The organism is Candidatus Cloacimonas acidaminovorans str. Evry (genome assembly GCF_000146065.2).
Lineage (GTDB): Bacteria > Cloacimonadota > Cloacimonadia > Cloacimonadales > Cloacimonadaceae > Cloacimonas > Cloacimonas acidaminivorans.
Genome location: NC_020449.1, coordinates 41,424 through 62,412, shown reverse-complemented (window position 1 = coordinate 62,412; position 20,989 = coordinate 41,424). Strand labels below are relative to the sequence as shown.

The following is a 20,989-nucleotide window of genomic DNA, read 5'->3' as shown; positions in this document are numbered from 1 at the left end:
AGATCAATAGGTCTGGAGGAAAGTGAAAAGGGGAAAAGGGGAAGCCCAAGGCAAACATCGTAAAAAACAGTGATTAAAGTGCTAATAGGAAACCTGAAAAATAAATAGAGAGTGAATAGTAGTATTCTTCTTTTTCCGAGGGGCTTACGCCACCTTCTACATAATTGTGTAGCCCTTTCTGGCTTTCCTACTCTCTCGTCATTTCTCTTTTTCTCTTTTCCTCTTTGTAAAACATCAAAACATTGCCTTCACAATTTCTTCCAGTTTCACCTCTCCGAAAAAGCTTTTATATTCCATATCTTTCAGCACTTTTGCTACCGTTTCAGGTTTATGTTCAATTCCGCAGAGGGCATTTTCCAGTTCGCTAATTTCGCGGTTAGTAAAAAAATCGCCGTAGATATTCACTTCTTCAATGATACCTTTATTTACCAGGAGGTAGAATTCAATTATTCCTACTTTTGTTTTAAGGGAATGGCACAAATTATAGCGGGGTGATTTGCCAAAGTTCCATTCCCAGGTATCATATTTACTATTCATTAGAGCTTGGATTTCCTCTTTATCTCTGAGGGAAAAAGTATAATCCTGAATATCGGGATACATAGTTCTCACTTTTGCCCTAACTAAAGTGACAAAATCCTGCAAAGAAAGAGGATAAGGAAGGTGGTCGGAAACATTGGTAACTCTTGCCTGCACGGATTTTACCGCTTTATCGTTAAACTTTTCTTCTCTCGGGTTTAGAGCCGCGGTGAGGTCTGAAATATTGGAACTGAAAAGGATAGTTCCATGCTGGAGAGTTTTTCCGAAGGCATTGGTTTTAGCGTTCCCGGAAAACTTGCAGCCATTGATAGTAAGGTCGTTTCTTCCTTCTAAAATGGCAGGAATTCCCAACTCCTGAAGGACAGCTAAAATGGGTTTGGTATAGCGTTCAAAATTACGGTTAAAATCCTCACTTTCATTCATCAAAAAGGAATAATTCAAGTTTCCTGGATCGTGAAATACGGAACCACCACCTGTTAAACGACGCACAACCGGAATATTATGTTCCCTTACCCATTCGTAATTTATTTCTGCCAAAGTATTTTGATGTTTACCTACAATAATACTGGGGTTGTTTATATAAAGCAAAAATACATCCTCAGGAAAGTTCTTCAGGATATATTCCTCGCAGGCAATATTAAAAGGGGCATAGTTACTGGGGCTAAAAATAGAAAGCATATTCATCACCTAAAGCAGTTTTGCAGGTATTCAAATTCCCTCTGGGCAAAGAAGAAACTGCCAATCCGTTTTTACCTAAACAGTATATTTCGGGTTTACTTTTTAAACCTCAACTTTTTCATTTTCAGGACAAACAGAGCTGATAAACTCATCATCGCAATAATTTCCCAAAAGCTAATTACTGGATGAAACTTAATGCGGTCTTCCTTAAGGGAAAAAAGCCCTACCGGAACGCTATGAATGCCAATACCTCCACCTCCGCTGAAACCAACTTTATTTTTTACCTTTTTGCCTTTTTCTTCTGCTGGGGAAGAGCTGTCTTCATCTTCTTTTTTGGCAGTATCGGGAGAGGATTCATCAGCTCCGCCACCCATTCCATAAGTAACTCTGGCAACCGGAATTACATAAAGATCACCCAATTTTGAGGGCTGTCCGAAAGAATAACCACCACCTAAAGCATTATTTGCTATGGAGCGGATTTGTGAGAGTATTTCTTTGATATCCATAGTCAACTCCTTTTCTTATATTTCTAATTTATAAGCTTTGATTTATTTGTCAAGTACCAATTACTCTATTTGCCTATAGTAAGGTGCTAAAGCAACTATTGAATCAAAGATGCCTGGAACTCGCGGTTAATTATGTTTAGTTTTATTTCAATACAATCAGTTTAGCTGTTTCACACCTGTCCTTTGTTTTCAGCTTACAAAAATATAAGCCGTTGGCAACTGTTCTGTTGTTGTTGTCTAAACCATTCCAAGAAATTTCCGTTTCGCCTTTTTCTACATAGCCATTAAAGATGGTTTTCACTTTCTGTCCTTTGCTATTGTATATTTCCAGGCAGACCTCCTGTTTTTTATCCAGATTCAGCTGCAGAGTAGTAGTTTCTTTAAAGGGATTGGGATAGCAACCTATTGTCTTTGCCTGGGGAAGATATTCATCCTGCACAGGAATCTCAGGAATCAAATAAAATGCGGTTTTCGGCATTTTACCATTTAATTCATTATAAACAGGAGGATTATAAGGATCGGGATCATAAGCATCAGTCCAGCGTTTTAAAGCTCTCATTTCCGGAACAGTTTGAGCTAAAAAAGTATCAGTGCAGGCAAGAGCATAAGTATGTGAATGATAGACCATTACACACAAATTGCCCTGCTGATATTGATAAGGAGTAGAAAAAGGAAAATACACTTCATTACTTTCTGGTGGCATAATAATATAGGAATTGAAGACAGGTGTCAATTCGCCTGCAGCAATCCAGCCCTCATTTAAGTTAGTTAAATTGGTTGTCCCTACCCAGATTTTTACCAATAGATTGTGAGAAAATGTGGAATTCATATAATAACTAATTCCATAAATAGTTCCGCTATTACCAATTTCCTCAGCATAGTAAATTGTCTCGTAAAGGGAATATTTCCAGTAAACATCTATAGGAATTCTTTGCAGTTCATTTCCTGAACCTACAATGATACCGGTATTGGGATTGGGACGTATAATGCAGGTATAATCGCCAATATTGTCCTCCGGATATTCATCTTCGGGAAGTTCTGCTATTGCAGTTAAATGTTTCCATCCGCTGGAATCTATAGTTGCCACTAAATCATATAAATGGCTGTCTGCCGGTGCCAGGGAAATGCCATTTAAACGGCAAAGTTCCGTTAGCCCGCAATAAAGAACCACATCATAGTTATCAACTGTCTCGGTTCCATTGTTTTTTACCGTCACTGGAAGAGGAAAACTTTCATGCAGATTATGATATATTCCCTCCGTATAAAACATACTATATTCTATCTTCAGAGAAAGATCATAAAGGACAGGCGGCAAAGGATTAAAGATGTAAACCGTTCCAGCGGGAATAATTTCGTTTATACTATAGTTTTCCTGTGCAGTAGATACCGTAGGAGGGTTACTTGGAGTGATACTGAAAAAATTGCCTGCTCCTGCATTGGGCATATTAATTCCGATGGAAGCAGAACAATTTAGCGGAGAGCCATTCGTGTTTCCATAACGGAATTTAATTTTGCCGTTTTCGGATAGCACTACTTGAAAGTTTACATAACAATTAAAATTATTATAGAGCCAGCGAGCATTGGAGTATTGCACCCAAAATTCCCGGTTGGGAGCTGTGCCAATTGTTGCATATTGCAAACTTCCTTCCGCCAAACTAAGATCATCCCATAAAGGAGCAATTATCGGATAAATGCCATAATGTAACTGATTATTGGGGCTGTCATCATTCCAGTTGGCACCAGGATTGATAAAACCATTAGTGGATATTTTTATATCTTCATATATCTGCCCGCAATAAGGAAAGGGAAAACCAATTTCTATGCCTGAACTAATGTAATTATTCATATCCGGAAAAGAAAGTTGAATCCCATTTATAGGATTGTATTCAGCAATTGTGTAGGCAAAAGTGTAATAGCGAGAAATGCCGCTGTTTAAAAATGCACTGCTTAAAAGCAGAACGGCAAGAATCAAAACCTTATAGCGCATCATAGTTAACCTCCTTTTTTTAGAAGTTAATGCACTATACATTACCCATTTTTATCTATATTTCCTTTACTAATTTCCGTCAAGCTTTTTATTTTATAATTCCTTTCCGTTTATTACTCATCCTCCTCTCAACCTCCACTCATCCTAAAGTTGGGTTGATGATGGAAAACAAGAGAGGAAGACCAAAGCAAAATGGGAAAAAAGCAATATGGCAAGATGGCAAGAGAAAAACAGGTTCATAATGGGAAACCAAATACAAAAATGCAGAACTGAGAATTGCAAATTGAGAATTAAAAATTACCCTCCGGGTTAATCCTTTTAATCCGTAAAATCCGTGTTGTTAATAAATATGCGGGCTTAAATTCCCGTTTCTCTGTAAAGCTGAATTATTTCCTGTTCCAGTTCTTCCGGCACCATACCTTTAATGCTTTCCCTGTTTTTTATGCGCTGTCTGATTTCAGTAGCGGAAATAGGGCAAAGTTCAATATTTAACACCGTTGCTTTCAGCTGACTAATAACTTCCGGCAGAAGGGCATAACCCGGGCGCGGTAAAATTAAAAAATGCAATTCCTTAGCCAAATAAGGATAATCATACCACAAATGCAGCTCTTTCAGATTGTCCGAACCGATTACAAAGCTGAAATCCACAGCCGGATACCGTCTTTTCAGTTTTTGCATTAAATGAGCCGTATAACCGCTACCTTCCTGATCGGCATCGGAAATAGCAAATTGAGGATTGTTTTTAATTGCTTTTTTCACTAAGGCATAGCGTTTTTCAAAGGGAAGAATAATAGAGTTTTTCTTAAAATGGTGATGACCGCTTGGGACAAAAAGAACTGTTTCTGCTGCTTTTTGTTGCAGGATTTGATTGGCAATATGCAGATGACCTGAATGAACAGGATCAAAACTGCCCCCCAAAACTGCAACCTTACCCTGCACTTTTACTTTTCCAGCTTGGCGAATTTTTTCGTTAAACTTTTTGCCTCTTTGGAATCGGGATAGCGATTTTTCAGGCGTTCATAGCTCGCTTTAGCTTTGTCGTAATTCTTTTGATGAAGATGCAGTTTGGCGGAATAGTAGAGTGATTGACGGTCTAATTCATCATTATTGCCCAAGGATACAATTTCGTCAAAATACATCAAAGCGCTGCTATAGTCCTTCATTTTATAGTAGATATAACCGGTTAAGTATTGTTTTTCCAAAAGCTTATATTGGCATTTATGAATATAATCCACTGCTTGAACATAGCGAGGATCATTAGGATAACGGTCTATGAAGGTCTGAAATGCTTCTATACATTTTATGGTCTCGGTTTGATCATACTGCGGAGGCAGGGATTCTTCAAACAGGCATACTCCTATCCGAAAATAGGCATCGGCAACATTTTCGTGATCAGGAAATGAATTTATAAACTGCTGATATTTGGCTCGCGCATCACTAAATTTATTCATATTGAAATAACAATCGGCAACTTTCATTGTAGCATAAGCAGTTGCAGCTGATTTACGTTCAAAAGATATCTCTTCATAGATAACTGCAGCGCGGGAATATTTCTTTTTGGCAAAAAGCTCATCGGCATTTTTCAGCTTGGCTTCTGTAGAAAGCTGTGTTTTATTACTGCTGCAGGAAACAAGGCAAAAAACGGTAATCAGCAAAAGAAAGATGTATTTTCGCACAATATATTCCTTTTTTTAATCAAAATTCCAGAGAAGAAATATGAGGGAACCAATAGCTGCACCTGCAACTAAGGGCTCAAACCAACGAAAATGAAAAGAGGAAGTTCCTGAAACATCCGGATTGGGACGCGGTAAATTATAGGTGGAAATTTTTAGAATCTGCTGAGTAGGAAGTTGAATCTGCCTAATTTCAAAAATGTGGACAGGATACCGTTCAGTGCGGTAGGAGAAGAAACTGCTCTTTACGGTTTCCTGCCACGCAATATTAAGATTTATCTGAACCAGCAATGCTTTTTCCAATCCAAGAACTGAAAGATCGGGGACTTTTTTTTCTTCCAGGGAGGAAATATCCGCTTTGGTTTCAGATAAGTTATAACGCAAGTCCGCACCTTTTTCTAAAAGATTGGTACTCAGTTTCTGGGTTAAAACAGGATTCCACTCTCCGCAATTGATGTCTAAAAAAATGGGCTGCCCGGTCTGAATTTCAGTTGCTATTTCTGTTATTATTTGATCAAGGGTTAGGGTTTCTTGGAATGAAAGGAGTTTTGAAATGAGTAAAAGAAAGCAGACGGGCAGCAAATACTTTTTCATTCTTTAATCGGCTTGTAAAAATGCCTTATAGCCAAGATAAGTAGAATATAAATCCGCTTTGGAACACAATTCATACAGCGAATGCATTCCCATTAAACCCACTCCGCAATCTAAAACTTCCGCTCCCAAATTGGAAAGAAAATAGGCAATAGTTCCGCCGCCACCTTCATCCACTTTTCCCAGTTCGCCTGATTGCCAAAAAACTCCTGCCTGATTGAAAATGCGGATAACTTTGGCAATAAATTCGGCATTGGCATCGTTGCAACTATATTTTCCTCCTCTTCCCGTAAATTTGGAAATGCCGATGCCATAATTGAAAATAACGGCATTTTGCTTTTCGTGCACATTAGGATAATTGGGATCAATGGCAGCAGTTACATCAGCGCTTAATATCTGGCTGTTTATGAAGGTTTTACGCAAGTTGGCACTGCTGTTGTCTTCATTATTATGAGCCAGTAAATCGGAAATAAAGTCCTGAATAAAAATACTTTGAGCACCTGTATTTCCCTGACTGCCAACTTCTTCTTTATCGGAAAAATAGACCACCATTGTGCGTTTGGGCTTATCAGGAAGGTTATTTATTAAAGCCATCAAGGCATTATAGGCACAAATACGATCATCCTGTCCATAACCAATTACAAAAGAATTATCAAAACCTGAATGACGCGCTTTAAAAGCTGGAACTAATTGCAGTTCCGCACTTTGAAAATCAGCTTCGGTGATGCCGTATTTTTCGTGCAGCTGTCTTAAGGCATAATTCTTGATTGCTTCTTTTTCCTCATTGCCTGGTTCTTGCATTCCTGAAAAAACAAGATTCATTTTACCGGCTTCTATTGCTTCGTCTAACTTCTTGGTATATTGTTCCTTTCCTGCCAAATGAGGCAAAAGATCGGGAATCACAAAAACCGGCTCATCTTCTTTTTCCCCAAGGCAAATATTCAAAACGGAGCCGTCTTTTTTGATAATAACTCCGTGCAAAGCCAGAGGAGTTGAAACCCACTGATATTTTTTAATTCCGCCATAATAGTGTGTCCGCATACAGCTTAAAGCGCTATTATTATCTTCATAAAGGGGATTTTGTTTCAGGTCTACCCGGGGAGAATCAATATGGGCAGCAATCATATTAAATCCCTTGGAAATTGGTTCACTGCCAATAACAGCCATTGCCATTGTCTTATTGCGAAAAACGCTATAGACCTTGCGGCTGCCTTTTTTACCAATAGGGGAAAACTTATTGTTCTTCAATATTTCTAAGGTATAGGCAATTGTTTCGCGTTCGGTTTTGGCTTTATTCAGAAATTCAATATAAGGAATGGCATAAGCCATTGCCTTTTTTTGTTCCTCAAAAGTGGCTTCTTTCCAGAAATTTCGGGGTTCGTAGGCAAGTTTTTCTTGTTTTGTCTTTTTCATTATATCTCCAGTTATCTATTTAATTTCTCTTATCTTCAGTTTTCTTTCTCCGATTGGAGCTTTAACAATGGCTATTTCACCTATTTTTTTGCTTAATAAAGCTTTGCCGATGGGAGAAACAATAGAGACCTCCTGAATGCCTTCTTCATTGTAATAATTCAGTTCTTCGGGACCGACCAGATGGTAGCAGATACATTCTTTGGTGTTAATATCTTCTGCTACACAATAAGTTCCGAAACGCACCATATCTTTGGGAAATTCACTGGTATCTATCACTTTCAAATTGGCACTGCGTCTTCTAAGATAATCAATTTCATTATCAATAGCTCGTTGTCTTTCTCTGGCTGCTTTGTATTCTGCATTTTCACTTAAATCCCCAAATTCGCGCGCAATAGCTACTGCCTTAATAACTTCCGGGCGTTCGGCAAGCAGTTCATTTATTCTTTTTTGCAACCGTTGCATTCCGGTTTTGGTAATAAATTGGCTTAAATCCAACTTTTATTGAGCTCCTATTTTCTTTTTTAAAGTACGTTGAGCAGCAGTAGCAGCTTTTTTCAAACGGGCATTTCCGCTTTTTGTCCAAATCTCTACAGGGCTCTCCAGTTCCGGATAATAATCCGTTATTGAAGTGCAAAGCAATTCTACGATTTGAGGATCACGACTGAAACTGAATTCCTCCCAAATTTTTAAGTAATATTCAGGATTTAGCTTGGCAACCGTTTTTAGCATTGTAATATGATAGGGAACCGCTTCTCCCAAAGGGGATAACCACTGCCTGGAAAAAAAGGTCATAATTTGAGGAATGAGGTCTTCGCGTCTTTTCACAAGTTTTATCAATAGATTCAAGGCGGATTTTTGAAGAGCAGGATTTGAACTATTGCTGTATTGAAAAACCTTATTCAGATATTTTTCAGGATACTTGCGTAAAAGCGGTAACATAACTTTATCCAACAAAGCATTGATTTCTGCCATCGTAGCATTAGAAAGTGCTTCTTCCAAAAGAGGCAAATAAACAGAGGGCTTACGATTAAGCAGTTTGCTTAATATTTGACCAAAGGCAAGCTTACCGTAATCTCCCTTTTTATTCCATAACGCTCTGTAAAATGGAAGATAAGCATCATGCTTTTTCCCCAGTTGCTGAACAATATTGCTTGCTACATGAGTGATAACTTCAGCGGGAATCTTTCCATTTACTCTTTCCGGATATGCAATAAAGATGATTTCAAAATCATAATCACCTTTCGGCAGTTTATTTTTCAGGAAATCAGCTGTATCCATATTCAGCCGTTCCTTCCAGTCAATGGTAAGCATTTATCTCTCCCGCTTTTACTTTTTCTCTTTCTTTTTTCCTTATGCCTGAAAATCCTTTTACCTGTCAATAGAAAAATATAACTGGCATAATATTAAAGAAGTTAACTCGTTCCTATCATTAAAAGACAAACCCTCCAAAACAAATCTTCCCTTTTTTATAAAACTGGCTGGGATGGAAGGAGTTGAACCCTCACATACGGATCCAGAGTCCGCTGTCCTACCATTAGACGACATCCCAATGCGTTTTATATTTTGGCTGGGCAGGAAGGATTCGAACCCTCGTATGGCAGGACCAAAACCTGCTGCCTTACCACTTGGCGACTGCCCAGCAATTTTTTTATAAGTGGCGGAGAGGCAGGGATTTGAACCCTGGGTGGACTTTTAATCCACACACGCTTAGCAGGCGTGCACCTTAAGCCAACTCGGTCACCTCTCCCGTTATTTTTTCTGCCTTATTTTTCTGGCGGAGGATGAGGGATTCGAACCCCCAAGGGCATAACCCGGCGGTTTTCAAGACCGCTGCCTTACCAATTAGGACTAATCCTCCCTCTATATTTTATCCTTGAAATTTTTATAAGGGGTTTCTGTCAAGCCCTTTCTTGCCAGTTCAAGGAAGTCAGAAAATTGTATCATTACGGAAAGGGAGAAGAGTGTCTATTATTTTTTATCACCTTTCTGCCAAAGAGGAATTTGACCGACCACTGCTTTTTCCTTGACAGCAAAAATAAGCACAGGATAAAAGGAAAATATGAATAATGAAGAATATAAGGCACTGGATGAATTTGAGCTGGAGCCCGAAAATTGGGAACAAGCCGAAAGAACTGAAAAAACGGCTTTTTTAGCTGCTTTAGCAAATTCAAGAGAAACAGACAAAGACATCAAGGAATCGTTAAACGAACTGGAACGCCTGGCTGAAACGGCTGGAATTCAGGTTTTGGGAACTTATCATCAAAGAAGAAATGCTCCCGAAAGAGGAACCTATTTTGGCAAAGGGTTTTTGACTGAATTAAGCCGAAAAATGATGCAGGCACAGGCAGACATCCTAATCGTTAATGATGAACTGGGTCCTTCTCAGGCATATAATATTGAAAGGGACTATCAAATAAAGGTTATGGACCGCACCGAGGTCATTTTAGATATCTTTCATAAACATGCCAAAACGCGGGAATCCAAACTGCAGGTTCATCTTGCTGAACTGGAATATCAATTGCCACGCTTAAAAAGAATGTGGGAACATTTTGATAAAGAACGCGGTGGAGTGAGAAATACTGGCGGCACTGCTACAAGAGGAATGGGTGAAAAACAAATTGAAATAGACAGACGCCTGATTAAAGATAAAATTCGAAAAATCAACAAAGCAATTGAAACCATCCAGCACCAAAAAGAAACACAACGCAAGCAACGCGAAAAAGCAAAAAAGATTTGTTTAGTGGGCTATACAAATGCCGGTAAATCAACACTTTTTAATCAGTTAACTAATGCCGGTGTGCTGGTTGAAGATAAACTTTTTGCCACCCTGGATTCCACTTCCAGACAGCTGAAACTTTCCACGGGAAATCCGGTTGTGCTGTCGGATACGGTAGGTTTTATTTCCAAACTGCCTCATCATTTGATTGCTTCTTTCAAGGCAACTTTGATGGAAGTGCAGGATGCCAATTTGCTGTTACATATTGTTGATGTTTCCGATGAGCGCTTTGAATATTACATTCAACAGGTGAATTCGGTTCTGCAACAAATTGGAGCTGAAACAATTCCGCAGATTTTGGTCTTCAATAAAATAGACAATGTGGATTCCATATTGGTGTCTCTGTTGGAAAGCCGTTTTCCGGAAGGAGTGTTTATTTCCGCTATTCAAGGCATAAATATAGATAAATTGCTTGCCAAAATGGAAGAAATTCTTTTAGGAAACAGAATATTACAACTAAAAATTCCTTACGATAAAACGGCTCTGGTTTCTAAGATGCACGATATTGCAGAAATTATAAGTGAGGACTATAAAGAGGATGGAATCTATCTGAAAGTGGAAATCAGCAGGGATGACAGGTTTTTGGTTGAGGATTATGTGCTGGAAAATGAAGAAGGAAAAAATTGAGGTGTTGTTAAAATAGGGGATTATAATAAAAAAATCCGGGTTAATCCGTAAAATCAGTTAAATCCTTGTTGCTAATAGGTCGTAAAGATTTTGGTTAAGAGCAAAGAGCTGAAAGCATCTAAACCTTCTCCACCTTTTTTACCCAAATGAGGCAGTAAAAATAATAATTAATATTTTTTCCCTAATCATTAAGCTTATATTTTAGTAAAAATCCCGTAGCAATGAAAGTTAGATAACGACAGGTTTTAACCCGGCGAAAAGATATCGCTATGAAAGAGAAAGAGTTCCGTAGGGACGACAGATATTATAGTGGGAGTTTAACCCTGGGCAGAAAAGTTAAATTTTATATTTAGATTGCCGCATTCTGTTTCACTATAAATAGAGGACATATATTTTTCAGAGTGCTACAAACTCTTTGGCAAAGCGGAAGTTGCCAACCTATTTTTCCTCAATTGCCTTATTCGGGTTTAATTATCAAAAAAATGTTCTTCCCAAATAGCATTACTGAAGCATTGCTTACCCATTGCTAATGGCATTAGTAATAGGTAAGCAATGGGTAAGCAATGCTCCTAAGGAAGAAAATATAACAAATTATAATATAGTAAATTAGCAAAATAATTAGCCGTGTGTTTTGATGATGGGCAATTCCAGAAAAATAAAGAAAGGAAAAATTGAGTTGTTGTTAAAATAGGGAATTATAATAAAATAATCAGTGATAATTCGTAAAATCAGATATATTCATATTGATAATAGGTAGTCACGAGGCATAAGCGCCAGTAAAGTTATTTCTGAAGCCGAAGTTTTGAAGGCGCTAATGACTCCTGACTTAAATTTTTACGAGGGGTTTACAAGGATATCAACCTTCCGGAAATCTAAACCTTCTACATCATTGTGTCGCCCTTAGGGGCTTTTGGGAACCGAGCAAGCGAAAAGAAAAAACTCGGGGCTTCTTTCTTCCGAGGGGCTTACGCCACCTTCGCTATCATTGTTTCGCCCTTAGGGGCTTTTTGGCAAAGGGCAAAGAGATGATAGAAGAGAGTGTTTTCCCATTTTTTAACGAGGGGCTTACGCCACCATCGCTATCATTGTTTCGCCCTTCGGGCTTTTTATGTATCTCAACCTTCTAAACCCTCTAAACCTTCTCAACTTTTTTTGTTATCAGAAGGTATTAACTCTTTCAGGGATAATCAGTTCTGCTTCTGTAGCTTGAACCACATCATCAATGGTAAGTCCTTCGGCAATTTCGCGTAAATAAAGTCCCTCAGGGCAAACTTCTATCACAGCCATATCGGTAATAATGAGGTTTACCTTCCCTTTAGCGGTAAGCGGTAAAGTGCATTTTTTCAGGATTTTGGAGTTGCCATATTTATCACAGTGTTCCATTGCCACGATAACTTTTTTCGCTCCAGTCACCAAATCCATAGCTCCTCCCATTCCGGGAACCATTTTTCCAGGAATTAACCAATTCGCCAAATTTCCTTCCTGGTCAACTTGCAGAGCTCCTAAAACGGTGGCATCTATATGTCCACCCCGAATGATAGCAAAAGAGGTGGCAGAATCAAAAAAACTTGCTCCCGGAATACAGGTTATGTAACCTCCTCCAGCATTGATCATATCTTTATCTTCCTGTCCTTCAGGAGGTTTTGGACCGGCACCTAAAAGTCCGTTTTCCGACTGGAAGATAACGCTAATTCCTTCCGGAATGTGATTTGCAGCTTCAGTAGGTAAGCCAATACCCAAATTTACATAATCGCCATCTTTGAATTCTTTAGCAATGCGTGCTCCGATCATAGCTCGTTTATCTAATGCCATCTTAATTCTCCTTTGCTAAAACAAGATAATTTACAAAAACACCAGGAGTTATTACTTCCTCAGGGTCCAGTTCGCCAATTTCCACAATTTCATCAACTTCCGCGATGGTAATTTTACCTGCCATAGCCATAATAGGATTGCTGTTACGGGCTGTTTTGCGGTAAGTTAAGTTTCCTAATTTATCGGCTTTGTGAGCTTTAATGAGAGCAAAATCACTGGGAATAGCAGTTTCCAGAAGATAATCCTTTCCATCCACAGTAATAATTTGTTTCCCTTCAGCCACAATTGTCCCCAGTCCTGTGGGAGTTAAAATACCCCCTAAACCGGCTCCAAAAGCGCGAACTCTTTCCATAAGTGTACCTTGAGGAACAAGTTCAATATCAATTTCGCCGGCATTCATTTGGGCTTGAATGGTCTTATTGGTTCCCATATGCGAGACCTGAGCACTTTTAACCATCTTATTTACAACAAGTTTACCCACACCTCTGTCTTCCCAGTCGGAAGCAATAACGATTATGTGGAGGTCTTTATTTCCGTTTTCTACCATTGCGTCAATGATTGTCTCCGGAGCTCCGACAGCTAAAAAACCGCCAATGGCAAGACGGTTTCCGGGTTTAATCATTGCAGCTGCCTCTGCGGCACTAATAATTTGTACCATTATAACTCCTTATATACTTTCTAATTATCTTTATAACATATCAAACAGCAGGTTCTGAATTGCGGGACTATCACTCACGGGCTCAACAATATGAGAATAATTATCAAAGAAGACCTTGCCATAATCAGGATCAAACTGAATTCCTGCTTTATTAATCACTTCCTGTCTGGCAGATTTGGCATCCAGATTTTCGCGGTATGCTCTTTTACTGGTCATAGCATCATAAGCATCTGCAATAGTAACAATTCTGGCTAAAGGAGAAATTTGGTTACCGGTTAAGCCATAAGGATAGCCCTTTCCGTTAAACCATTCGTGGTGTTGGAGAATTATTTCATACACAGGAGTTGGCAATCCAATAGGGCGAATAATTTTAGCACCGATAACCGGATGCTGTTTTACCATTTCATATTCACTGGAGGTTAAAGACCCTTTTTTATTGAGAAGGGTGTCGTAAATGCCAATTTTGCCCAAATCGTGAAGGATAGCACCTATTCTTAAAAGTTTAAGGTCTTCCGCATCCAGCCCGATAATTTTACCCAGCATAATGCTTAAGACAGTAACTCTTTCGGAATGTCCGCGAATATAAACATCATTGGCTTCCATAGCATTAACCATTGCATGAATGGTATTTAAATAATTCTTTTCCAGTTGACATTGGGCAATATAAAGTTCCTTTGTTCTTTTTTCCACCAGTTCTTCCAGATTTAAGCGATACATTTCATTTTGGAGAAGGAGGGAATTTTTTTGTAATGCCTGTTTAACTGAAATATGTAAATCGGATAATTCAAAGGGTTTATGGAGAATATCAAAGGCACCCAACTGAACAGCAGAACGTATTTTTTCCGTGTCTACTTCACCTGTTATCAGAATAACAGGGATATTAGGATTCAGTTTATTGATATATTCCAAAAGCTGAAATCCGGAAAGATTGGGCATTCCGATATCGGAAATAATCACATTGAAAATATTGCTTTCCAGCAGTTCCAATGCTTCCCGGGAATCACTGCAGGCAGTTATCCTACAGGGAAAATCCTTTTGTAAGCTCATTCGGATGCAATCCAGAATAGCTAAATCGTCATCTACAATCAGAATTTGTTTTTTTAAGTTATCCATATTCGGTGCCTTATAAAAATGATTTTGCCCTGCCTAATGCGCAATCGGTTTTAAGCAATCGGCATCATTGTTTTCAGGTTTATTCACTCTTCTGCTGACTGGATACATTTCCAGTTCAATTTCCGAAGGAACTGTAAGCAGCAATTGGAGTTCTTGGGGATTTTGTGCTGCAGGATTCAGCCAGGTATCATATAATGAAGGATTTAGCAAAAGGGGCATTCTTTCGTGCAAGGGCTGAATAAAATCATTGGCAGAAGTAGTAATTATTCCCAAAGAAGGAATGTAACTGCCGTCGGGTCCATACCAGGCATCATAAATCCCAGCAAGATAAAGCAAATTATCCCCTTTTGCCTTAATAAAAAAGGGTTGCTTATCTGTTTTACGCCATTCATAAAATCCATTGGCAGGAATTAAACATCGTCTGCGCAAAAAAGATGTCTTAAAACTCGGTTTTTCTAAGATACTTTCACTGCGAACATTAATTAGTGCCTGTTCCGGAATTTTTTTGCTCCAGGAAGGAATTAAACCCCAACGGAAAAAACCCATATAACGCCAATCATCTTTGGCAACTACAGCAGCCACAATATTTGTTGGAGCTACATTATAGTTCAATTCCAGCTGCTCTGAGCTCTCCTTAATTTTTAGTTCCTCTGTCATCTTTTTCAGGTCTTGATATTTAATAACCTGGGCAAAACGTCCACACATCCATTTCTCCTTATTGATTGACAAGATTTCTGAAAGCCATTTTTTAGGCAATAACTTTTTTTAAAAGCTTACAGCTATTGCTTTTTATTACAGGAGACAGAATGCAAAATAGGGATATAGACACCGTGATGGAACGCCTAAAAAAACACTTTTACAGCGTGAAAACACCCGTAGTTGACCTCATTCAAATTAAAACCGAAGACCCTTTCAAAGTGCTTGTAGCTACCATTCTTAGCGCCAGAACCAAAGATGAAACTACAGCGAAAGTAGTAGAAAAATTATTCCCAAAAGTCCAAAAGATAGAAGACCTGGAAAAGATACCCTTGGCTGAATTGGATGCACTTATCACTCCGGTTGGTTTTCATAGAGTAAAAGCCAAACATTTGAAGGAATTGCCTAAAGTGCTGAAAGAAAAGTTTAACGGAAAAATACCCGAAGAAATAGACGATTTATTGGAACTTCCCGGAGTTGGAAGAAAAACGGCAAACCTGGTTCGTGCCGTAGCTTTTCAAAAACCTGCCATCTGTGTGGATGTTCATGTGCATAGAATTTGTAATCGTTGGGGCTATATTCAGACAAAAACACCCTTGGAAACGGAAATGACCCTGCGCCAAAAGTTGCCGGAAAAATACTGGCTGAATTTCAATTCCTATTTGGTTGCTTTTGGACAAAATCTGTGCACTCCGCGTAAACCCAAATGCGAAATATGCCCTGTAGCGGAATTCTGCAATCGGGTTGGAGTATAAAAAATCCTCTCCCAGATTTCACCGATTACACAGATAAAACAGGTTAGGAATGAACAGGATTATAGGGATTTTGGGGATGATGATATTGTATGGATTCCTGCTTGCCCAGGAATGACAATGGAAGCAGGAATGACAATAAAAACAGGAAGGAAAAGAAATCGGTTATGGGATTTTTCTAACGATAACCTTATTACCTTCAATACCTTCAACAACAACCTTGGCACCAAGTTCCACTGCCTTATTTTCTACCTCAATCGCAGGCCATTCCTCTCCTCCAATTTTTACATAACCCTTTCCTTCGGCAGGAATTTCTTTGGTGACAAAGCCATTCTGCCCTTTTAAGGCATAAACATTGGTATTTCCGCCTGGCTTGGATAAAAGCTTTTTACCCAGCTTACGCATAAAAAGAAAGGAAATAAAACTGAGAACCGCAAAAATAAGAATCTGCAGAGGAACACTATTACCTAAAATAGGTATCAAAGAAAGCAGAGAAGTTATGATAGCTCCAATTCCAAGTGAGAAAAAGAAAAAGGCAGGATCAAAGATTTCAATGATGATAAACCCTATTCCAAGCATCATCCATATCTGCCAAGGTAAAAGTTGCATTTATTGCTTTCCTTCTTCGGATTGTTCAGTGTTTTCATCTTCGGATACAGGGGTTGTTCTTTTATCCTTATATATGCGTTTAACTTTACGCTTTCCGTGACCATATCCATAGCGGTTATAATAACGATTGTAATAACCTCCATATCCACCATAACGATAAGAACCGCCTAAACCACCAGCTCCGATGCCTTTTACTCCTAAAGCGGCAAGAAAATACATTAGCAAACGAGTTCCATAATAAGCCAGAATTGCTCCCACAGTAAAAATAATAAGCCAACTGAAGAAATTGAGAGCTAAAGATTTAATGGTTACTTCTATAGTATTGGTTTTTTGTTGTGGAACCAAAGTAATAAAAAGAAGAACATTATTTGATTCTTTCAGTTTATCCAAATTGGAGCGCGTGCTCTGGATCAGGGAATGTAATTCTTCTTTGCGTCTGTTTTGAGTATCGGTAGGAAAACGGACATTATTTAGCTCTGCCTGTTCTCTTTCATAACTCTGTAAGCGGACAAGTTCACTTTCATAATCAATATTCACCAAAGCAGTATCAATTTGTTCTGTTTGAGAGTTCACTGAACCAAAACTGCGTAATTTTTCTACAATAATAGGGAGGTCTTTTTGGGGAACACTAAAAATATAAGCACCAAAAGAGCCCTCACTTTGCTTTCTAATCTGTTTCGTAGAATGTTCGCTGATGATTTTTTCAATTTCGGTTTTGGCTTTGGCTACATTCGGAGAAGAAAATGATATTTGAGCTTTATTGAGAAATTTGAGGTCCCAATATTCATTTTGAGCCGGCTTAAAATTGTAGGTCTCGTGTTTTCCGGCTTTATTTTGCCACTGGACAATTGAGGCAGCTATCGCAAGGAATACTATAAAGATAGCTATTCCTTTAACTCTGCGTTTTTCTCTTTTCTTCACATTAACCTCTTATGTTTATGTCTTTTAATATTTCTGCAGCATGTTCCAGAGCTTTGGCAGTTAAGGTTCCGGAAAGCATTCTGGCTATTTCCTGCAAGCGTTGTTCAGCTTCCACTTTGCGTATGTTCACAAAACTTTTCTCACCTTGAGTAAATTTTTCTATTACCAAATGTTTTTTGGCTCTTCCTGCAATCTGAGCCAGGTGTGTAATACACAAGACCTGTTGCCTTTCAGCCAGTTTGGCAATAAAATCAGCTACTATAGCAGCTGTTTTTCCCCCAATTCCTGATTCTATTTCATCCAAAATAATCAGTTTGGGCTCCAAGCGGTCTGCCAGCACTTTTTTTATAGCCAGCAAAATTCTGGATAATTCACCTCCGCTAACAACTGCAGATAAGGGCTTTAATTCAAAGCCCGGATTGGCGGAAAAAAGAAATTCCACACTCTCCTGACCGCTTTCCGAGACGGCAGATAAATAATCAGAAATTACAAAATTATCCTCGGCTTTTTTGTCAATCCTAATTTCTAATATTCCCTCGGGAATACTTAAAGCACGGATATTATCCTGCAATTCCTTACTAAGTTCTATAGCGGATTTTTGTCTTTTGCGAGAAAGTTCCTCTCCTTTTTTCCTTAATTCGGCAAAGTTCTTTTCCAAGTGTTTTTCCAATTCTGCAATTGACTTTTCGTTATCGGCAAAAGCGGCAATTTGAGCAGACCTTTCGGCAAAAAGATTGAGCAGTTCTTCAATGCTGCGAACCTTATGTTTATGCACCAGAGAATTGATCAAATCCAGGCGCGCTTGAATATCCTGCAGATGTTGTGGTTCAAAGGAAATATTATCTTTGGAGCGGGAAAGATTGAGGGATGCTTCTTGCAGGTTTTCCAATGCTTGTTGCATATTGTTTACGGCATATCCGATTTCGGGATTAAGGTGTTCATAATGTTTCAGTTTGCTCAAGTAACCACTGATTATATCAAAGACGCTGTTTTCCTGCTCTAAAAGTTCTGCAGTAATTTGGTTATATAGTTCAGTTATTTCCAAGGTGTGGGAAAGCAGTTCATATTCATTTTGCAGTTCTACATCTTCATTTATACGTAGTTTGGCATTTTCCAGTTCTTCATATTGAAAGCGATAGAGTTCATTTATTTCTTTTTGTCTTTCTGCTTCTTTTTTCAGTTCATCCAGTTTTTTCAGCCCTGCTTTCAGTTCTCTGTATAAATCGGCAAATTCCTCTCTAATTCTTGTCAAATCAGCATAAGCATCCAATAAATCAAGTTGATAGGAAGGAGAAAGCAAACGCTGTTGATCCCTTTGATGGTGAAAATCAATGAGATAACTTTTCAATTCTTTCAGTAAGCTTACTCCTACTTTGCGTCCATTTACATAATAGCCGGATTTGCCGTTAGGACTTATTTCCCGTGCCAAGATTAACTCTTCCTCTGTTTCTATTCCGTTTTGAGAAAGGAACTTATTCAGTTCTTCCGCTTTTTCAAGGTTATAGCTTACTTCCAGATAGATTGGCTGTTCTTTATCAAATGCTTCAATGCCAGCTAAGTTATCTCCGAAAATAAGAGAAATTGAACCTGCTACAATAGATTTACCGGCTCCCGTTTCTCCACTGATAACGGTTAAGCCCTTATCCAAGGATAAGCGCATTTCCGGAACTAGAAGATAATTCTTTATGTAAAGCTCGGATAACATTACTTGCCCAAATTGAGTTTCCTGCGCAGAATTTGATAGAAAGTCCGATTGGAAAGCTTGATGAAGGAAACGCTACGCTCGGAAGCAGTTACAAAAACCTCATCACCTTCTTGAATGGTCTGTGAATTTTGACCGTCAATTTGTAACATCGCTGGTTGACTTAAGCCATAAACCTTCATCGCCAAGCGTTCCGTTGCCGGAAAAACCATAGGTCTGATAGCTAAAATATGAGGATTGAGCGGAGCAAGAACAATTGCCTTCATTTCTGGAGCTAAAATCGGACCTCCTGCTGCAAGTGAATAGGCAGTTGAACCGGTAGGAGTGGCTGCTATAACTCCATCACAACGGGTATCAAATACATAGCGTCCACTGGCTTTAATCCGAATATGAATTAAGCCCGGACTTTCCGCTTTATGAATAACGGCATCATTTAATGCCAATGCTTCATAGATAATTTTCCCCTCCCTTTTCAGATGGCATTCTATTAACATTCTATGCAGTAAACGGTATTTTCCCTGTTTCAGGTTTTCAATGGATGAAGCAATTTCAGGAAGAACACTTTCGGAAAGGAAACCCAAATAGCCAAGGTTAATTCCTAAAATGGGAGCTCCGGTTAACAGAGCCAAATCCTTGGCTTTTAAGATAGTTCCATCACCGCCAAAAACCAGGATGCAGTCAATGTGTTTACTGTTTGCCGGTTTAGGTAAGGGCTTAAATAGCTCCTTCGGTAAATCGGGGATAGATTCTATGCTGAAGAAATTGATGTCGGAATCGTTTCTTAATTTTTCCAGCAAGTTATAGATGCTTTTTTTGTCACTGAACTCAGGATTGATGTAAACCGCAAAATTCTGCATTATAAACTCGCATAAAGATATTGATAGCTATCGTAGCGTTCATAAGGAATAATTCCTTCTTCCATCGCTTCCAAAACGGCACAGCCATCTTCATTAATATGACGGCAATCGCTAAATTTGCATTTACTATACAAGCGTTCAAAACCGGGGAAGACCTTAGGAATATGTTCTTTATCTTCTCTATGCAAAGTGATGGTTTTAATTCCTGGGGTATCTAAAAGATGACCTCCAAAACTCCAGGGAATTAATATTGATTGTGAAGTAGTATGTTTTCCTTTTTCATTGCGGTCGCTAACTTCTGCTGTAGGAAGGTTTAAGGAGGGTTCCAAATAGTTTATTAGCGAGGTCTTTCCGGTTCCGGAATGCCCTGTAAACACTGAATCTTTATTTTTCAACAATTCCTTCAATTCCTGCATACCGGTTCCGTTAACTACAGAAGTACAAATAAGAGGATAGCCCATTGCTTCATAATAAGCAGTTTGTTCTTTTAGTTCTTGTTCATCTTCCAGTAGGTCTATTTTGTTGATAACGATGATGGGTTTCAAATTCTGGATGGCAACTATACAAAGGTAGCGGTCTATAAGTCCTGCCTTAAATCTTGGTTTTCTCCAGGAAGAGGTAATAATTACCTGATCTATATTGGCAGCCAGAATAATCTCTTTTTGAAAACTACCTTTTCCGTAACGAATTAAAGCGGAGCGACGGGGCAGAATTTTTTCAATGCGTTTATCTGAATTATTGGCAACATCTACAGCAACAAAATCTCCTACGGCAGCAATTGTATGGCTTTGATACAAGAACTGTTTCAGTCGTCCGCTCATTTTAGCTGTTACCAGCTCACCGTTAATTTCTACAATATAGCGGTAGTTGCTTTTAATTTCCATAATTCTGCCCTGCACCAATTTAAGCCCTTCCTTATAGGACTGGTTTGCTTTTGTGCTGATGCGTGATGCCTTAAATTCTGCTTTTTCTTTAATCTCATCCAGGATTTCAATATCTGGCAGATGGACATTTTTTATTTTACCTGTCCAGCGTTTTGTTTTCTTTTTATCTTTTTGTTTCATTTCCCTCCAGGGCAAAA

The 20,989-nt window shown here is 38.7% G+C and carries 20 protein-coding genes and 4 tRNA genes; 2 read left to right on the top strand and 22 right to left on the bottom strand.

Going from position 1 to position 20,989, the window contains the following annotated elements; translation table 11 throughout:
• Positions 1-234 precede the first annotated feature (234 nt).
• From CLOAM_RS00290 to CLOAM_RS00230, 13 genes are all read right to left on the bottom strand, one after another.
• A complete protein-coding gene (locus CLOAM_RS00290) occupies positions 235-1,215 on the bottom strand; it encodes a lipoate--protein ligase (RefSeq protein ID WP_044278739.1) in 981 nt (326 codons plus the stop codon).
• Between the two features lie 95 nt (positions 1,216-1,310).
• On the bottom strand, positions 1,311-1,721 hold the full coding sequence (locus CLOAM_RS00285) for a spore germination protein GerW family protein (protein ID WP_044278738.1): 411 nt from the start codon (positions 1,719-1,721) through the stop codon (positions 1,311-1,313).
• Positions 1,722-1,863: 142 nt separating this feature from the next.
• Positions 1,864-3,711 (bottom strand): FlgD immunoglobulin-like domain containing protein, encoded by a 1,848-nt coding sequence (locus tag CLOAM_RS00280; RefSeq protein ID WP_044278737.1) that lies wholly within the window; start codon positions 3,709-3,711, stop codon positions 1,864-1,866.
• A 354-nt stretch (positions 3,712-4,065) separates the two neighbouring features.
• Positions 4,066-4,647, bottom strand: coding sequence for a nicotinate-nucleotide adenylyltransferase (gene nadD, locus CLOAM_RS00275; protein WP_015423829.1), 582 nt, complete (start codon positions 4,645-4,647; stop codon positions 4,066-4,068).
• A 2-nt stretch (positions 4,648-4,649) separates the two neighbouring features.
• A complete protein-coding gene (locus CLOAM_RS00270) occupies positions 4,650-5,384 on the bottom strand; it encodes an outer membrane protein assembly factor BamD (protein ID WP_015423828.1) in 735 nt (244 codons plus the stop codon).
• 15 nt (positions 5,385-5,399) lie between these two features.
• Entirely contained in the window at positions 5,400-5,975 is a 576-nt protein-coding gene (locus CLOAM_RS00265) for a hypothetical protein (protein WP_015423827.1), read from the bottom strand.
• A gap of 3 nt (positions 5,976-5,978) precedes the next feature.
• Positions 5,979-7,385 (bottom strand): aminopeptidase, encoded by a 1,407-nt coding sequence (locus CLOAM_RS00260; protein ID WP_015423826.1) that lies wholly within the window; start codon positions 7,383-7,385, stop codon positions 5,979-5,981.
• 15 nt (positions 7,386-7,400) lie between these two features.
• On the bottom strand, positions 7,401-7,880 hold the full coding sequence (locus CLOAM_RS00255) for a GreA/GreB family elongation factor (protein ID WP_015423825.1): 480 nt from the start codon (positions 7,878-7,880) through the stop codon (positions 7,401-7,403).
• A 3-nt stretch (positions 7,881-7,883) separates the two neighbouring features.
• Entirely contained in the window at positions 7,884-8,696 is an 813-nt protein-coding gene (locus tag CLOAM_RS00250; RefSeq protein WP_015423824.1) for a hypothetical protein, read from the bottom strand.
• Between the two features lie 164 nt (positions 8,697-8,860).
• Positions 8,861-8,934 (bottom strand) — tRNA-Gln (locus tag CLOAM_RS00245).
• Positions 8,935-8,949: 15 nt separating this feature from the next.
• A tRNA-Gln gene (locus CLOAM_RS00240) sits at positions 8,950-9,024 on the bottom strand.
• Positions 9,025-9,040: 16 nt separating this feature from the next.
• A tRNA-Ser gene (locus CLOAM_RS00235) sits at positions 9,041-9,132 on the bottom strand.
• A 25-nt stretch (positions 9,133-9,157) separates the two neighbouring features.
• Positions 9,158-9,243 (bottom strand) — tRNA-Ser (locus CLOAM_RS00230).
• A gap of 201 nt (positions 9,244-9,444) precedes the next feature.
• Between CLOAM_RS00230 and hflX the strand changes: the two genes are divergently transcribed.
• Entirely contained in the window at positions 9,445-10,788 is a 1,344-nt protein-coding gene (gene hflX, locus CLOAM_RS00225) for a GTPase HflX (RefSeq protein WP_015423823.1), read from the top strand.
• A gap of 1,158 nt (positions 10,789-11,946) precedes the next feature.
• Here hflX and CLOAM_RS00220 read toward each other — a convergent pair.
• Genes CLOAM_RS00220 through CLOAM_RS00205 form a run of 4 tightly spaced genes read right to left on the bottom strand, consistent with a single transcriptional unit; the run spans position 11,947 to position 15,076 of the window.
• Positions 11,947-12,600 carry a CoA transferase subunit B gene (locus tag CLOAM_RS00220; RefSeq protein ID WP_015423822.1) on the bottom strand — a complete coding sequence of 218 codons (654 nt, stop codon included), beginning with the start codon at positions 12,598-12,600 and terminating at the stop codon, positions 11,947-11,949.
• A 1-nt stretch (position 12,601) separates the two neighbouring features.
• A complete protein-coding gene (locus CLOAM_RS00215) occupies positions 12,602-13,258 on the bottom strand; it encodes a CoA transferase subunit A (protein WP_015423821.1) in 657 nt (218 codons plus the stop codon).
• 30 nt (positions 13,259-13,288) lie between these two features.
• Entirely contained in the window at positions 13,289-14,371 is a 1,083-nt protein-coding gene (locus tag CLOAM_RS00210; RefSeq protein ID WP_015423820.1) for an HD domain-containing phosphohydrolase, read from the bottom strand.
• Positions 14,372-14,404: 33 nt separating this feature from the next.
• Positions 14,405-15,076 carry an SOS response-associated peptidase gene (locus tag CLOAM_RS00205; protein ID WP_044278736.1) on the bottom strand — a complete coding sequence of 224 codons (672 nt, stop codon included), beginning with the start codon at positions 15,074-15,076 and terminating at the stop codon, positions 14,405-14,407.
• A 101-nt stretch (positions 15,077-15,177) separates the two neighbouring features.
• On the opposite strand from CLOAM_RS00205, the gene CLOAM_RS00200 reads away from it, so the two are divergent.
• Positions 15,178-15,822 (top strand): endonuclease III domain-containing protein, encoded by a 645-nt coding sequence (locus CLOAM_RS00200; RefSeq protein WP_044278735.1) that lies wholly within the window; start codon positions 15,178-15,180, stop codon positions 15,820-15,822.
• Between the two features lie 162 nt (positions 15,823-15,984).
• Here CLOAM_RS00200 and CLOAM_RS00195 read toward each other — a convergent pair whose 3' ends face one another.
• From CLOAM_RS00195 to rsgA, 5 genes are read right to left on the bottom strand one after another with little or no spacing between them, the layout of a single operon-like run.
• Positions 15,985-16,428: an NfeD family protein gene (locus tag CLOAM_RS00195; protein ID WP_044278734.1), complete on the bottom strand. Its 444-nt coding sequence runs from the start codon at positions 16,426-16,428 to the stop codon at positions 15,985-15,987.
• A complete protein-coding gene (locus CLOAM_RS00190) occupies positions 16,429-17,349 on the bottom strand; it encodes a hypothetical protein (protein WP_015423816.1) in 921 nt (306 codons plus the stop codon). It lies immediately after the preceding gene.
• Position 17,350: 1 nt separating this feature from the next.
• A complete protein-coding gene (gene recN / locus CLOAM_RS00185; RefSeq protein WP_015423815.1) occupies positions 17,351-19,054 on the bottom strand; it encodes a DNA repair protein RecN in 1,704 nt (567 codons plus the stop codon).
• Positions 19,054-19,908: an NAD(+)/NADH kinase gene (locus CLOAM_RS00180; RefSeq protein ID WP_015423814.1), complete on the bottom strand. Its 855-nt coding sequence runs from the start codon at positions 19,906-19,908 to the stop codon at positions 19,054-19,056. The genes recN and CLOAM_RS00180 overlap by 1 nt, the downstream gene beginning before the upstream one ends.
• The gene (gene rsgA, locus CLOAM_RS00175) at positions 19,908-20,972 is read right to left on the bottom strand and encodes a ribosome small subunit-dependent GTPase A (protein ID WP_044278733.1); all 1,065 of its coding nucleotides are present in this window, start codon (positions 20,970-20,972) and stop codon (positions 19,908-19,910) included. Before rsgA ends, CLOAM_RS00180 begins: the two co-directional genes overlap by 1 nt.
• Between the last annotated feature and the right edge of the window lie 17 nt (positions 20,973-20,989).